Source organism: Pseudolactococcus reticulitermitis (assembly GCF_002260845.1).
Classification (GTDB): domain Bacteria; phylum Bacillota; class Bacilli; order Lactobacillales; family Streptococcaceae; genus Pseudolactococcus; species Pseudolactococcus reticulitermitis.
The window spans coordinates 264,489-279,098 of record NZ_BEDT01000002.1 but is presented as its reverse complement, the minus strand read 5'-3'; the positions used below and the strand labels follow the sequence as shown (position 1 = coordinate 279,098).

At 41.9% G+C, this 14,610-nt stretch carries 14 protein-coding genes; 1 reads left to right on the top strand and 13 read right to left on the bottom strand.

Annotated features, from left to right (window positions below; genetic code table 11):
- Positions 1–160: 160 nt before the first annotated feature.
- The 3 genes from RsY01_RS05250 to aroE all read right to left on the bottom strand — a co-directional run bounded on the left by RsY01_RS05250 (position 161) and on the right by aroE (position 3,597).
- A complete protein-coding gene (locus tag RsY01_RS05250) occupies positions 161–1,375 on the bottom strand; it encodes an FprA family A-type flavoprotein (RefSeq protein WP_094784501.1) in 1,215 nt (404 codons plus the stop codon).
- A 278-nt stretch (positions 1,376–1,653) separates the two neighbouring features.
- On the bottom strand, positions 1,654–2,721 hold the full coding sequence (gene aroB / locus RsY01_RS05245; protein ID WP_094784500.1) for a 3-dehydroquinate synthase: 1,068 nt from the start codon (positions 2,719–2,721) through the stop codon (positions 1,654–1,656).
- Positions 2,722–2,742: 21 nt separating this feature from the next.
- A complete protein-coding gene (gene aroE / locus RsY01_RS05240) occupies positions 2,743–3,597 on the bottom strand; it encodes a shikimate dehydrogenase (RefSeq protein WP_094784499.1) in 855 nt (284 codons plus the stop codon).
- 154 nt (positions 3,598–3,751) lie between these two features.
- Here aroE and RsY01_RS05235 point away from each other — a divergent pair, with 154 nt between their 5' ends.
- Entirely contained in the window at positions 3,752–4,633 is an 882-nt protein-coding gene (locus RsY01_RS05235; RefSeq protein WP_094784498.1) for an aldo/keto reductase, read from the top strand.
- Between the two features lie 244 nt (positions 4,634–4,877).
- Here the strand turns inward: RsY01_RS05235 and RsY01_RS05230 are convergent, their stop codons facing one another.
- The 10 genes from RsY01_RS05230 to RsY01_RS05185 form a co-directional block, all read right to left on the bottom strand.
- Positions 4,878–5,792, bottom strand: coding sequence for an AEC family transporter (locus tag RsY01_RS05230; protein ID WP_094784497.1), 915 nt, complete (start codon positions 5,790–5,792; stop codon positions 4,878–4,880).
- Between the two features lie 33 nt (positions 5,793–5,825).
- The gene (locus RsY01_RS05225) at positions 5,826–6,695 is read right to left on the bottom strand and encodes a MurR/RpiR family transcriptional regulator (RefSeq protein ID WP_094784496.1); all 870 of its coding nucleotides are present in this window, start codon (positions 6,693–6,695) and stop codon (positions 5,826–5,828) included.
- Between the two features lie 152 nt (positions 6,696–6,847).
- Complete coding sequence (locus RsY01_RS05220; protein WP_094784495.1) at positions 6,848–8,188, bottom strand: PTS sugar transporter subunit IIC; 1,341 nt, start codon at positions 8,186–8,188, stop codon at positions 6,848–6,850.
- A gap of 56 nt (positions 8,189–8,244) precedes the next feature.
- Positions 8,245–9,681: a glycoside hydrolase family 1 protein gene (locus tag RsY01_RS05215; protein ID WP_094784494.1), complete on the bottom strand. Its 1,437-nt coding sequence runs from the start codon at positions 9,679–9,681 to the stop codon at positions 8,245–8,247.
- 219 nt (positions 9,682–9,900) lie between these two features.
- Positions 9,901–10,875: an NAD(P)/FAD-dependent oxidoreductase gene (locus RsY01_RS05210; RefSeq protein ID WP_094784493.1), complete on the bottom strand. Its 975-nt coding sequence runs from the start codon at positions 10,873–10,875 to the stop codon at positions 9,901–9,903.
- 157 nt (positions 10,876–11,032) lie between these two features.
- The gene (locus tag RsY01_RS05205) at positions 11,033–11,596 is read right to left on the bottom strand and encodes a nucleotidyltransferase family protein (protein ID WP_094784492.1); all 564 of its coding nucleotides are present in this window, start codon (positions 11,594–11,596) and stop codon (positions 11,033–11,035) included.
- A 123-nt stretch (positions 11,597–11,719) separates the two neighbouring features.
- Positions 11,720–12,163, bottom strand: a complete 444-nt coding sequence (locus tag RsY01_RS05200) for a GNAT family N-acetyltransferase (protein WP_094784491.1) — start codon at positions 12,161–12,163, stop codon at positions 11,720–11,722.
- Between the two features lie 24 nt (positions 12,164–12,187).
- A complete protein-coding gene (locus RsY01_RS05195) occupies positions 12,188–12,838 on the bottom strand; it encodes a GyrI-like domain-containing protein (RefSeq protein ID WP_094784490.1) in 651 nt (216 codons plus the stop codon).
- Between the two features lie 25 nt (positions 12,839–12,863).
- Complete coding sequence (locus RsY01_RS05190) at positions 12,864–13,394, bottom strand: ClbS/DfsB family four-helix bundle protein (RefSeq protein ID WP_094784489.1); 531 nt, start codon at positions 13,392–13,394, stop codon at positions 12,864–12,866.
- Positions 13,387–14,292, bottom strand: coding sequence for a helix-turn-helix transcriptional regulator (locus RsY01_RS05185; protein WP_094784488.1), 906 nt, complete (start codon positions 14,290–14,292; stop codon positions 13,387–13,389). Before RsY01_RS05185 ends, RsY01_RS05190 begins: the two co-directional genes overlap by 8 nt.
- Positions 14,293–14,610: the final 318 nt, after the last annotated feature.

Here is a 14,610-nt window from a genome sequence, read left to right as displayed (position 1 = left end):
AAGATGCCTGATTTTGAGGTCTAAAAAAGACAATCCTAGGATTGTCTCACTCGCCTATCTTATCAGCAACCGTCCATCATTTTCATGTGAAACAGTCTTGCCATGACTTACTGACATCGTCTTGATATCCTCTTGGTCATCTAGCTCATCTTCAAGCTGTTCAATCAGCAGTCAAAGACGCTGAAAGCTCATCAGCAAGTGCAGCTAAAGCATCAACCGTCCCTTCACACACAGCAGATGGGATTTCTACGGGGGTGCCGACTTGGGCGAAACGTTTGTCATCTTCAAAATAGCCTTGCATGGTCTTGAGTGCCAGACCGCCCCATGTCGCGTTTGAGATGAAACTTACTTTTTTATTTTTTAGATTTAGGCGGAGTGCTTCTCGAATCAAGGCATCCATCTTATAAAAAAGATCACCATTATAATTGGGTGCGGCAAAAACGAGATGGCTATATTGCCACATTTCAGCAATCAGATATGACGGATCAGTATCCGAAATATCATAGACTTTAATTTCTCTGACACCCTTTTTAGCTAATTGACTTGCTAAAATATCAACCGCATTTTCAGTATTGCCGTACATTGAGGCATAGAGAATCAAAGCGCTCTTTTTATCAAAATCATAACTTGCCCAATTTTGATAGGCCGCTAAGATTTGTCCAATATGCTCAGGGGTTCTGTAGATCGGGCCGTGTAAGGGCAAAATCGTGGTAATATTGAGGTCGCTAAATTTTTTGAGTGCTTTTAAAACATGGCTGCCAAATTTTCCAACGATATTGACATAATAACGACGTGCTTCATCGATAATCCCTTCCGGAAAATAAATCTCATCTGAAAATAGATTCCCATCAATCGTTGCAAAAGAGCCAAATGCATCCGCAGAAAATAGCAAGCCTTCGCTCACTTCATAAGACATCATGACTTCTGGCCAATGCACATTTGGTGTCATGTAAAATCGCAAGGTTCTTTTGCCAATCGTTAATTCTTCGCCTTCTTTAACGGTTATAAAATGATTAAACGCAAAAGCTGGATAAAATTGTGTTAAAAATTTATAGGTGTTGCGATTGCCAATTAATTGAATATCCGGATAGGCTTGAACAATGGCCTCGATATTGGCACAATGATCAGGCTCCATGTGATGGATAACCAGATAATCCAATTGTCTCCCAGCTAAAGCAGCTTTGACATTTTCCATAAACAAGACACTAATCGAGCGGTCAACCGTATCTGTTAGCACCGTCTTCTCATCTAGTATGACATAGGCATTATAAGACATCCCATGCGTTAAAGGAAATAGATTTTCAAACCGATTGACCCGACGGTCATTACCACCCACCCAAATAATATCAGGTTTAACTTGCACCGTATTTTGCATCAAAGCCTCCTTAAATTAATCTCATCAATTCAATCCATAACAGCCTAAGTAACCGTTTTCATTTCCTTCTTTATTATAGCCCATTTATAGCAAAAATAATAGTCAAAGATGTAGAAATGATTTAAATACTTCACCTTAAAACGCTCTCAATTATAGGATAATCGTTCAGCAAAAGATGTCATATGACGCGATTAAGAAATGAGTTGTTTTAAATAAAAAACAACACTTAAGACTCTCAGCGTCTTGCGTGTTGTCGATAACTCTCGTTTCTCTCTCTTTCAGCTCAACCACTCAGGCACATCTGCCATGGCGATTTCATTAATCAAGGCCTCCCCGACTTTTGGGACGAGGACAGTTTTAACCTTTGCGCCACGTGCTTTTTTATCTAGGGTAATGGCTTTGGCGAGACGCGTCACGTCCCAATCTTCAAAAGTTGTTGGCAAATGGAATTTCTCTACCATTTCCCGAATTTTTTCAGTCAGCCCTACTGCAACCAAGCCTTTCGCCTCAGCAATTTTAGTGATTTGGATCATCCCGATGGCAACGCCTTCGCCGTGCATGACCTGACCATAGCCCGCCGTTGCCTCAACAGCGTGTCCAATGGTATGCCCAAAATTCAGGTAAAGGCGTGTGCCGTTATCTAACTCATCTTCCACGACAACTTTTCGCTTGACATCACAGGAATGATAAATCAAGCTTTCAGCGTTTTCTAATAGATTATCAACTGCACCCGTCATGTCTTGTAACATATCCCAAAGCGCAGCATCCGCAATCAAACCGCATTTGATGACTTCGCCCATGCCCTCGTAGAGTTCACGTTTCCCAAGCGTCGTCAAACAATCCGGATCAATCAAAACCCCATCAGGCTGTGTGAAAGTCCCGACCATATTTTTAGCATAGGCGGTATTGACCCCTGTTTTGCCACCGACTGATGAGTCCACCTGCGCCGTCAAGCTGGTCGGAATTTGCAAGAAATGAATGCCCCGCATGTAAGTTGATGCCACAAAACCTGCCAAATCGCCAACAACACCGCCACCCAGCGCCACAACGCCATCTGAGCGCGTCATGCCAAAGTCTGCCAAGAACTGATAAGCTCTGTCAACTGTTGTCAAGTTTTTAGAGGCTTCGCCTTCTAAGAAAGCAAAAACAGCTACCTCAAAACCTGCCGCCTCAAAAGATAGCTTAACCGTCTCACCGTATAATTCGCCGACATGATTATCTGTGATGATGACCACCTTTTGTGGCTGCCAAAGTTCTGCTGCCCACTGGCCAGATTTTGCCAAACTCCCACGGTCAACGATTAAATCATAGGGATTGTCAGGCAAATTCACATGTAATGTTTTCATAAATAGCGTTTCCTTTCAGATTCAACTTTGAGATAAACGATGATTGTGACTTTTGACTTCACCATCTATTTTTTCTTCCAATTTTTTCAGAATCAACTCTGTTGGCATCTCTTGCCCTGTCCAGAGTTTGAAACTTTCAGCAGCCTGATAGAGGAGCATCCCTAAGCCATTGACCGTTGGATTACCTTGAGCCTTGGCAAGTGTCAATAAGGGCGTCTCAATCGGCTGGTAAATCACATCAGCCACTAGCATGTCCCGAGGGAATGTCATATCAGAGGCAATCGGTAGACTAACACCGTCCATGCCAAGGCTGGTTGTATTGACCAGCAAATCGCCGGTCAATTCCGTTAAATCCGTCAAAGGTTTGAACACAATGTTTCCGGGATAGTCAGCGAAAAGTTCTGGTTGATAAGTTCGATTATAAACGGTAATTTGGCGCGCACCTTGCACCGCTGCCTCCGCAATAATCGAGCGGGCTGCACCACCTGCACCAATGACCGTCATCTCACTGTCTTTGACCTTAAAATTTTTCAGGGACTTAAAAAAGCCTGCGCCATCGGTTGACGTACCGAAAAGCTTGCCATCACGATTGACAATGGTGTTGATGGCGCCTGTTAGTTTTGCTACTTGAGATAGCTCATCTATATAAGGCACGGCTGCTTCTTTGTAGGGCATGGATAAATTCACACCGTACATGTTAAGTGTTTTGATGCTCTCAATGACTGAGCCTAAGTCAGCTTCTGGTGTTTCAAAAGCAAGATAAACGCCGTTTTCACCGACAAGGTCAAAAGCCAAATTATGTATAAAGGGCGACAGTGAGTGCTTGATTGGGGTCGCCACCACCGCCGCGAGTTTCGTATAACCGTTAATCTCCATACAGCTATTCTAGCGTAATTTTCGCAATTTTTCAATAATAACTCAGAAATGTGAAACATTGTGTCAAATCTGCCAAAATAGCTCGTCACAAGAGGCATAAAATGATATACTTCTAGGTATAAACATATATAGTTTTTATACAGAAGGAGAAGATATGAGCAGAACCATCACTTTAGCAAATGGCGTTGAAATGCCACGTGTCGGCATGGGTGTTTTTCAAATGACACCTGAGGAAGCGGAAAATGCAACTAAATGGGCGTTGGAAGCCGGTTATCGCTCGATTGATACCGCCCAAGGCTACAATAATGAGGAAGCTGTTGGGCGTGGACTGATTGCGAGTGGCATACCGCGTGAGGCAGTTTTCATCACGACCAAGGTTCGCGCCAGTCAGCTTGGCTATGACGCCACCAAAGCTGCTTTCTACGAGTCACTTGAGAAACTGCAGCTTGACTACATTGACCTGTTTTTAATTCACTGGCCTAAAACTGGGCTTTACAATGACGCTTGGCGCGTCATGGAGGAGCTTTACGAGGCAGGTAAAATCAAAGCTATCGGTGTCAGTAACTTTCTACCCGAGCATTTGGATCAACTCCTGACAACGGCTAAAATCGTGCCGATGATTAATCAGATTGAAGTGCATCCGATGCTCAATCAAGCTGAGGCACGGAAATATAATGAGTCGCTAGGGATTGTGACTGAAGCCTATTGCCCACTTGGGAGCGGTCGCTTGCTGCGTCATCCTGTTCTCATCGAACTTGCCAAGAAATATAGCAAGACCACTGCCCAGCTCATGATTCGTTGGGAAATTCAAAACGACATCGTGACCATTCCAAAATCTGTCAACAAGGACCGCATCACTGCTAATTTTGATGTCTGGGACTTTGAGATTTCATCTGATGACATTGACATCATTAATGGCTTAAATGAAAATAAACGGGTGGGAACGGATCCGCATCACTTTATGGAGATTTTCTACGGGGATATGGTGCAGCCTGAGTATGTGTTGAGTGATTGGGAGAAGGCTTTGGAAAACTAAGTTCAAGACAAATTGACCTATTCTTCTAAGTAAAAAGTAAACGGAGTTCATTAAAATTTGAACGGGTTTACTTTTTTATTTTGTATTTTATATGATGAATAACCTATAGCTAATACAATTTTTTATTACTGCTCGTACAAAAACTTTTTACTGCTCGTGTAGCTGAGCCAAGTAAAAGTCACAAAAATAAAAAAGGCAGAAATTCGTTTCTTTCAAAACATTTTCTGCGCTTCTCTTTTCCTAGCTACAAGACCAAAATCACAACGGCACTCATCAGTATAAGTGACACAATAATACTCAGTGAGCTTGCTAAACCGCTCACGCCTTCATCGGCCCCAAATTCGGTTGCTTGAATGACGGTTAAATTTGAAATTGGTGCAAACATAATCAGGACTAACACACTTTTAATTAAGTGAGATAGCGGTAAAAAGAAATAGATGAGGACAGCTAAAATCGTTGCCATCGTGTATCTGCCGAGCAACAACTTACGGACATTTCGAATGCCTTCTTTGTGCAGATTGATTTTCATGTAAAGCCCAATCATAAACATCGAAAGAAATGAATTGGCACTGGCTAATAACTTAAACGGTGCCATCCAATCATCAGCAATCTTAAAGCCGATAATGGCTAGCGTAAACATGACAATATAAACCATAAAGGTTGGGGATTTTGATAATTTCTTAATGATGTCTAAAAAGCTGGGCGCATCTTCTTTACTCGCTAGTAAGCGATCCGTTACCGCTGATGTGCCCCCTGCCACCATGAAGGAATTGCCCATATCAAACATGCCTAAATAAGGAATGGAACTAGGGAAAAAGGCCATGACAAAGGGAATGGCGAAGTTGCCAATATTATAACCACCCGTGGTAAACAGGAGCAAGCCCCTGAAATTTCTATCCTTCTCCCTTAGCCCATAAAAGTAAGCAAAGATCATCATCATCCCGTTAGATACGAGGCCTATCCCTGCTAAAATCAAGAACAGTGGCGTGAGTTTAGTCCCATTGACTCCATTGATAATAGTTGCAGGCAATGTGATGTAGACGATCATTTTGGATAGGACTTGACCATCTTCCTGCTTGAAAATACCGACGTGTTTTAAGCCATAAGCAAGGAAAATCGTCGCTAAAAAGCTGAGTGAATTTAAGAGTATGATTCCCATAGTACTGCTAACCCTCTTTTTCTAGGCTATCCTTTAATCATCTACTCCTAAAAATCGGTTACGTTTTCGAGATTGAAAGGCGTAGTCACTTAATAATTTGACGTTTTCATCATAATTTCTTGAGAAAACATATTCGTATAAGACATCTGTCACGTATAGAAAAGCAGTTCGTGAAGCAAATGACCCCATTTTATTTAAGGTTTCATTATTCTCAACATAGATACCAATCTGAGCGCTCTGCCAAGCTTTATTGTTCTGGTTGGAGGTGATGTAAATGGAAGGGATATTGTGCCTGGCCAGTTCCCTCAAATTCACGAGCATCTCGCGACTATCACCGAATTGCGAAATGATAATCCCTATCGGTTGCTTAGCTCGGATTGGCTTAACCAACTGAAAGCCATGTAAAGCTTCTAAATGTGAGTTAAAGCCGATTCTCAAAAGTTTTTGATGCAAGGCTTCAGCCGCAAGGATACTTTCACCTTTGGCGAAAATCGTAATCCAATCAGAATGAAGAATCAAATCACCCGCCATGGTAATATTTTTCAAATCTAAATCCAAATAAACATCAAGCAAGGTCTGTGAATGGAGATTCATCATTGTTTTGGCAATGTCTCTCACCGTCTGCTTGGAAGCGACAGGTAAATCTAATGCAACCAAGGTCGTATCATCTTTCGAAAAATAGGTCAGCTCACTTGCGACTTTCATTTTAAAATCTGAATAGCCGCTCAAGCCGATTTTTTTAGTGAAACGAACGATAGCCGAAGGCGAAATAAACAGTTGGCTGGCGAATTCTCTAACCGAAAGATTGATCACACTTTGCGGATTGTCTAAAACAAACTTAGCAATATCTGCTTCAACTTGATTAAAATTTTCCCGATGTTGTAAAATTTCAACTAGTTTCATACTTTACCTTCCTCTCACTACCTCATGCTACCTCATTTTAAACTTATCATATGTCTATTAAAGCAATAATTTGGACTTTTGACAATGTCTCTGACAGATTGTTAAGCACGAAAAGGGAAATGATTCCCTTTTCTGATGCCGGTATCAAGAGCTTAAAGACTGAAGGATTCTTCATGTGCTTGTTGATTAGCAGCGATAACAAAGGGTGCATAAATCAAAACCGTAACAACGATACAAATTAATTGCACGATAACTGTTTTAAAACTACCCGTTGACACAAAAGCATTGACCAGTGGTGGCAGGGTAAAAGGAACGGTGATAAAGGCACTAGCCGCGAAGCCAACATAGGTCAGGAAGTAGCCAATAATTGAAGAGATAACCGGCGCAAAGATAAAGGGAATGGCTATAATCGGGTTCAGAACCAAGGGCAGACCAAAAATCAAAGGTTCATTGATATTAAAGAGAGCAGGAATGGCTGAGAAACCACCAATCGTGCGATAATCAGCCCGTTTACTAAAGAAGAAAATAGCAATCAAGAGACCAATCGTACAGCCAGAACCCCCAATCGTTGCATAGATATTCCAGAAAGTATAGGTAAAGATATTTGGTAAGGCTTTGCCTGCTTCATGTGCTTCAAGGTTAATAGCAATCGCAGCTAGTCCAATCGGATCTTTAACAATCCCGATTACTTGCGCACCATGAATCCCAATCAGCCAGAAAACTTGACAGAGTAAGGCGAGAACAATGACACCAGCCGGATGTTGCATGATAGCTTCCAAAGGAATTTGGAGAACTTTATAAATGACATCAGAAATATTCATTTCAGTCACTTTTTGGAAGGCAAAGCCAAAGATACCAAAGACGCCTGCGACTGTAATGGATGGAAACAGGACTTCAAATGCCGTTGCGACATTTGGTGGTACACTGTCAGGCATATGAATATTCATTTTCCCGCCATTAAGGAGTTTCGCTAAAAATTCTGTCGCAATAATCCCGACAATCATAGCCAGAAACATCCCGCGTGTATTGGTATAATTCACTGCTAAGGCATTTGGAATGACAAGTTCACCGACGGCTTTACCTGTTAATTTGTAGCTTTCAGTAGCCACATCAAATACTCTCGTGATGGCTGTTGGGACTAAAGAAATGTAGCAAATCAAGCCAACAATTCCTGCAAAAGTCTCATCAATCTTGCGTTCTTTCCCCATGGCCTGTGCAACGAGGAAGACGACGAAGATAGATAAGAAATTCATGGTCGCATAGTTAATCGCTGAAAAAATAGGTGAAAAATCAGTTAGGAACATTAAATTAGGAAACAGGGCAGGCAAGCCATTTGTGGCACTACAAAGTACATTATTCAGTAGTGTCGCAAACGAGCCCAGGATAATAATGGGCATTAATTTGACAAATGCTACTCGGATAACGCTAACATAGGTAAAAGTCGATACTTTCCCACCAATGTACTCCAATTTATTGATAAATTTAGCAAACATTTTGATAACCTCCTTTAAGTTGTGCTACTTTTTATTAAAAGGACTGGTTTCAGTCTCTAATCGTTCAATTTTGCGACGAGGTCATCAAGCGTTGTCCCATTTGTAGCGATAATGTTCTTGTAGGTTTCTAATGAGTCTTTCTTGATCCGTTTCAGGCTACCATTACCCTCGTTATCTTTGTCAACATAGACGAAGCCGTAACGTTTAGACATTTCGCCTGTGCCAACTGAGACGAGGTCAATCGGCCCCCACCACGTATAGCCCATGATATCAACGCCGTCTTTAATCGCTTCCTTCATGGCAGCCACGTGCTGAATGAGATAAGATGAGCGATAATCATCATGAATTTTACCGTCTTCAGTCACCTCGTCAAATTGCCCAAGACCATTTTCCACGCAGAATAATGGAATTTGATAACGATCGTAGAGTTCATTAAAGGTATAGCGGAAGCCGACAGGGTCAATCTGCCAGCCCCAAGGTGTGGTCCCAATATAAGGATTAGGTGTGCCTTGGTCACCGCCTGTATGTCCAGCAAACGGTTCGCCGAAAACGTGCGTTGTCGTCCGATAGTAACTAAAGCCAAGATAATCGCTCAGATAAGTACTGATGATTTCTTCATCACCTGGTTCAAATGTGACCTGGACATTGGCTTTTTCCCAGATGCGGTTGATATAGCTTGGATATTTGCCACGAATCATGACATCTGAGTAGAACAATGACGCACGACGTAATTCCAGTGTTTCAAAGACATCATTCGGGTTACAAGTATTGGGATAGACATTTGACAAGCTCATCATACAGCCGATTTTAGCATCTGGCATGAGTTCCCGCCCAACTTTAATAGCAAGGCTATGGGCGACAAACATATGATGGGTGGTTTGATACATGACTTCAAGTTCATTTTCGCCTGCTTCAAAGAAAATACCACCTGCAGTTGCTGGCATGCGACGCATATTATTAATTTCATTAAAGGTCATCCAATATTTGACACGATCGCCATAACGTTTGAAAATCGTTTCACAGAAATGAACAAAATAATCAATCAGTTTGCGGTTGCGCCAGCTGCCATATTTATCGACCAAATTCAAGGGTGTTTCATAGTGGCTAATCGTAATCACAGGTGCCATATCACGCGCAATAATGGCATCAATCAAGTCATCATAAAATTTCAAACCCGCTTCATTTGGCTCTGTTTCGTCACCATCTGGAAAAATACGGCTCCAGTTGATCGATGTTCTGAAACACTTGAAACCCATTTCTTGAAAGTAATCCAAATCTGCTTCATAGTGATGATAGAAATCGATCGCTTCATGATTGGGGTAGTATTTGCCTTCGATAATCTTACGATCCGCTGGCATGTGGGCGCCATTAGGAAAAATATCAGATAAGTCAGCTTTTTTCCCATCAATGTTCCAAGCACCCTCAACTTGATTGGCGGCGACTGCGCCACCCCAGAGAAAATCCTTAGGAAATTCAGTTTTCAATTTTTCCATTTTAATGCTCCTTATTTTTGAATGATGATTGTGTTCAATCAATCTACCCTGTAAGAATAACATGTCCCGATAGCGCTTACAACATATTTTAAGAAACCGATTACATTGTATCGCATTTTCTTGATAATTTATCTGTTTTTTAGAAACATTGTGTCAAAAAATCAAGCAAAAAAGCCTTCTGCCAAACAAACGGCACAAGGCTTTTAACTATATCTTGCTTTAAAACAAGGATGTCGAATGGGCGTGGCTTAGCTTACCACTATGAATTTTCATCATGATTTGATTGACAGCGTGCGGCCCTTCCTTAAAACCTTCGACAATCAGACCAAGCTTACCGTCATAATTAGCCGTATCACCAATGGCGTAAATATTGTCACAGCTGGTTTGATAATGGCGGTCAACCATAAAATGCTGCCGCTTCATCTCAAGATTCACCGACCAAGCGCGGATATCCTTATTATTGCTGAGGAAACCGTGCTGCACGATTAGGTGGTCGACCTCCAACTCACGGTCGTCAGAAAGCGCGAGACGCAAGCCCTCTTGATGATCAGAAATACTGCGAATGGTCACAGGCGTCACGACGTGGACACTTGATGCCTGCAGTTTATCGACAGATGATTCATGCGCTCTAAAGGCTTCTCGTCTGTGGATGAGGCTCACGGATGCTGCGACTTCGGCGAGCATCAAAGCCAAGTCAATGGCTGAGTCACCACCACCTGCAACAGCAACGGTTTGACCAGCATACTGCTGCTTATCGGTGACACTATAGCTTAGTTTAGTGTCATCAAAATCTGACGGTTCATCAGTTTTCAACGGCTTTGGCGCAAAGGAACCATTGCCCGTCGCAATGATGACAGATTTGGTCAAGTAGCTAGACTTGGTCGTGGTCACTTGGTAAATGCCGTGTTCAGCTGTCGGCGTGATGTCCGTGACTTTCTCAGATAGGCGAATGGGCACACCAAACTGCGCAGTTTGCTTGACGAGGTCAGCCACCAGCGTTTCAGCCTTGACTGCGAAATAGCCCGGCACATCGTGAATCGTCTTTTCTGGATAGAGGGCAGTGAGTTGCCCACCGGGTATTTCAAGCGAATCAATAATTTGAACTTTATTTTTACGCATACCAGCGTAGAAGCCTGCGAATAAGCCGCTCGGTCCTGCCCCGATAATCGTGATGTCATATATATTTTCTGTCATTTTGACCCCTTCAAACTATAATGTCAAATATATTTTACTTTATCATTTTACCACATCACGTAAAAAACTGCCTTGACGACAGCTTAAATTTGCAATTATTATATAGTTTGGCGCGAGCAAATACTATCTCATTTGACTGATCTGATAACGGAAAAGCTTAGTCAGCAGATATTATCCGTAACTGAGGCCACTTCTCCTGCCAATTTTTCTTAGCTTGGCGGTCACGATAGATCGCTAGTTTGTCCGCATTTTCAGCAAAAAAAGGGGTCGGACGCACGACAAAATCCGTGATGTCCGCAAGACCGTAAGGGAGAAAAAGGTCTATCTCGCCAATCGGTGTTAGCCGTGCCCCAATGGCGGTGCATCTTTCTGGAAACCTAGCCATAGCATCACGCGCACTGAGATAGGGGGCAGTATCGGGATTGTGCAGGTGCATATGCGCCTGATTTTTGACTTCCCAAGCATAGGTAGGATGCGCTAATTTTAGTGATTTTTCAATCTCCTGCGTTGCTTCATCAGATATATCGGGGTCAAAAAAGACAACATCAACATCCGTTTTCTCGTCAAAAAGGGGCTGTTCTGACAAATAATTCCAGATAAAATTTCGGATAATACCTGCACACAACCACGTATCGGGCAAGTTGAGCTGATTAATAATCTGCAAAATATCCACGATTTCAGGCGTGTTTGATAACAATGTTTTTAAAGCTTCTTCGTTCATGTTACTCCCTTTATCTAAACGTTTTAATATCAGTATAATCTTAAAAAAATACCCTGTCAAACGAAAAAAACATCTCTTGATAGCGCTAACAATATTACTCAGCTACCAAAAGATGACAAATTATCAACGCGCAAGATGTAGGATTGGAAAAGGTCTGCCTTGCGCATCAACCTCAGACCGACTGACAATGTGAAAGCCCATATGTTGATAAAAGCCTAGACCTTGTTCGTTTTGTTCGTTGACATCGACAGAATTGACCTGCCATTTTTCGATTGCTTCGCTCACAAGACATCTCCCGATTCCATGTTCTCTAGCATTTTCAGCAACAAATAAAAGCGCAATTTTTTGCTTGTCAATGCCGATAAATCCTTGTGGCACGCCATGTTCATCTTCGTAACAGCATAAAATAGCTATCGTTTGCAAGGCCTGATACACTTCTGGTTTGATGTCAGAAATCTCTTTGTCAGAGAGAAAAGTGTGCGTTGCCTTGACACTGCCTTCCCATATCATCAGTAAAGCTGATACCGTCGCAGAATCACGACTGACCAGATGATTGATATTAGTCATGCTTTAATTCCTTTCAAATTAAACTCAATCTGCCTCCTTTATCGGATGTCGAATAATCGTTTTCAATTTTTCAGATGCTGTCCGTCTCGGGTCACTGAGATAAATTTCATGATGCTTTCTTGTGCTAGATATATCGACTGTATAGCCTGACGCCTTGATGAACGCATCTAGGCGCAATATGGTTTCAGGTTCATCATCATAGCTACCGATATGCAGCACCTGCCCACATAAGCCCTCTGAAAATGTTGCCAAATGGGCTTGCGAAGTGTCTAAGTTAGATTTCTTTTGACTCACAACCGAAAGCGCACGTTCAAAAACTTCTGATGTGACAAAATCAGGCTGACGCATCATGGCAGTCCAGTTAAATTGATTCTTATTTATGACATTATCCGTTATTTTTTCGTCATTTTCTAACCACCACAAGCCTTCAAGCGGTGCTACAACGTAATCAAAATACCCCTCTGGCACGTCATCGCGCTTGGGGCTCATCTTAATCGCATAAGACAAGGCATACAGGAGTTCGACCGCCTGTTGGTAGGCAAGGCTTGTATTCGGATTGCCCTTGCCGTCTACCATGATAAAGCGACTAGCCGATAGCTCAATGATTGCCGGTTTCACGGTCGCACGATAGCCTACTTTAGGGTCTTTTTTAAAGTCTATTTTTTGATTTGACATCTCATTTTTCCTCTGAATTTTAACTTTATCGATTTGCCTTAATTTGCTTTCTCAATTTCTTCATCGCCCAATCATAGTGGCTTGAAGTTGCCGACACAAAATAAGCGCCTAGTGAACTTGAGCCAGTCCACGGAAAATATCGCTTGCTGAACAGGGCATCGTTTGAAAAGGTTTCTGCTAAAGCCATCACTTCTGAATGGCTGGTATTTAGCCTCTTTTTCGCGTCATCACGTGATGTTGTTTGATGCTTTTTCCAAAACGCTTGATTCATTTGACCGTAGGTTTTCCAGTTATAGGGCGCGGGTAGAAATGGTTGTGTTTCGCCGTTTTGATTGGCATTGACCCAGTTCAAAAGTAGTTGATGCCATTCATACAGATGAATCAAGACATCTCTTAGATTTTGATCACGTTGCCAGTGCGCCTCTGTCATTTTTTCCGTAACTTCAAAATTAAAGGCTTGATTTTCATCTGGCAAAGCCTGCATCACTTGCGCTAATTTCACATAGCCTGTCTTTCCTGCCTCGATTAAATCTATTTTAACTGTTGGTCTACTCATGATAATTTTCCTCCATTTTTTTGATGATGGTGCTCAATTCCTGTTTCAAGTCAATCGGTGCTAAAATTTTGACCGCTGACCCTAGTGATAAGATGTAGCTGTAGAGCCAGTCTGTTTTGGGGAAGTCACCTTCGACTAATAACTCTTTGTCCGAATCCTTTTGAATGGCATCTATCGGAAAGTCGTCATAAATTCGATAGCCTAGCTGAGATGACACAAGCATTTTCAAATGAATCATCTCGGGCGCTTGCGGTTGATGACTTTTATCAGCTTGAACCTCAGGCTGGCGTTTAGTAAAATGCTGCGCCGTGATGTCGAGTTGACTTATCCGACTGAGCTTAAACATCCGACTGGCTTGTTTGCCTAAACAATGCGCTTTGAGGTACCAACTCATGCCTTTAAAAACGAGCTGCGTCGGCTCTACCTCTCTAAAACTTGTCTCCCCTTTGGCATTATGGTAGTTAAAAGTCACCACTTTTCTGGATAAGATGGCGGTTTTTAGGTGTTCGTAATCAGGCACACTCGGACCATACCACGTGCTAAAATCAATCGCCAACCACGGCTCATCTTGAATGCCAAATAATGCACTCAGTTTGGCTAATATCTCCTCATTGGTAGGGTCTACATTAACGGCATGTATCGTCTGCAAGGCCTGCAAGATATTTTTGCGTTCTTCGGTGTTGAGCAGGGCTTTACTCAGGACAAAATCAGATAAAAGGCTGATGCCACCGCCTTTTCCTCGCTCAGTATAAACGGGAATCCCAGCCTGGCTCATTCGGTCAATATCACGATAAATCGTGCGGACTGACACATTGAATTTCTCGCTCAGCACCTTAGCGGTCACATGTTCGTGGTTTAGGAGCATGTAAGTGATGTCAAATATACGATTGATTGGCATAGATTACGCTTTCAAGCCGATATATACTCATTTAACTATAAAGATGGACTTCGGCATTCTTTTTTCTTATATCATCATCTTATCATAGAATAAGTGACAAGGGATGTCATATTTAAAGATATTTTTGTGTAATCTATGAAAATTGAAATAAAAAAATCAAAGCATGGAGTTTACTTTGATTTTCTAACTTACACCGTCTGGGATTAATGATATTGTTCTATCTAATTTTTTCTAGAATCTTATCAAATAATTGTTCCAATTTTTTAATATCACTATAAACAATACCATCCCTATTCAGTAAACAGCTCAACTTCAGCT

Excerpts from the sequence above, each read along its gene's own strand:
- RsY01_RS05250 (WP_094784501.1), bottom strand. The coding sequence starts at position 1,375 with ATGCAAAATACGGTGCAAGTTAAACCTGATATTATTTGGGTGGGTGGT.
- aroB (WP_094784500.1), bottom strand. The coding sequence starts at position 2,721 with ATGAAAACATTACATGTGAATTTGCCTGACAATCCCTATGATTTAATC.
- aroE (WP_094784499.1), bottom strand. The coding sequence starts at position 3,597 with ATGGAGATTAACGGTTATACGAAACTCGCGGCGGTGGTGGCGACCCCA.
- RsY01_RS05235 (WP_094784498.1), top strand. The coding sequence starts at position 3,752 with ATGAGCAGAACCATCACTTTAGCAAATGGCGTTGAAATGCCACGTGTC.
- RsY01_RS05230 (WP_094784497.1), bottom strand. The coding sequence starts at position 5,792 with ATGGGAATCATACTCTTAAATTCACTCAGCTTTTTAGCGACGATTTTC.
- RsY01_RS05225 (WP_094784496.1), bottom strand. The coding sequence starts at position 6,695 with ATGAAACTAGTTGAAATTTTACAACATCGGGAAAATTTTAATCAAGTT.
- RsY01_RS05220 (WP_094784495.1), bottom strand. The coding sequence starts at position 8,188 with ATGTTTGCTAAATTTATCAATAAATTGGAGTACATTGGTGGGAAAGTA.
- RsY01_RS05215 (WP_094784494.1), bottom strand. The coding sequence starts at position 9,681 with ATGGAAAAATTGAAAACTGAATTTCCTAAGGATTTTCTCTGGGGTGGC.
- RsY01_RS05210 (WP_094784493.1), bottom strand. The coding sequence starts at position 10,875 with ATGACAGAAAATATATATGACATCACGATTATCGGGGCAGGACCGAGC.
- RsY01_RS05205 (WP_094784492.1), bottom strand. The coding sequence starts at position 11,596 with ATGAACGAAGAAGCTTTAAAAACATTGTTATCAAACACGCCTGAAATC.
- RsY01_RS05200 (WP_094784491.1), bottom strand. The coding sequence starts at position 12,163 with ATGACTAATATCAATCATCTGGTCAGTCGTGATTCTGCGACGGTATCA.
- RsY01_RS05195 (WP_094784490.1), bottom strand. The coding sequence starts at position 12,838 with ATGTCAAATCAAAAAATAGACTTTAAAAAAGACCCTAAAGTAGGCTAT.
- RsY01_RS05190 (WP_094784489.1), bottom strand. The coding sequence starts at position 13,394 with ATGAGTAGACCAACAGTTAAAATAGATTTAATCGAGGCAGGAAAGACA.
- RsY01_RS05185 (WP_094784488.1), bottom strand. The coding sequence starts at position 14,292 with ATGCCAATCAATCGTATATTTGACATCACTTACATGCTCCTAAACCAC.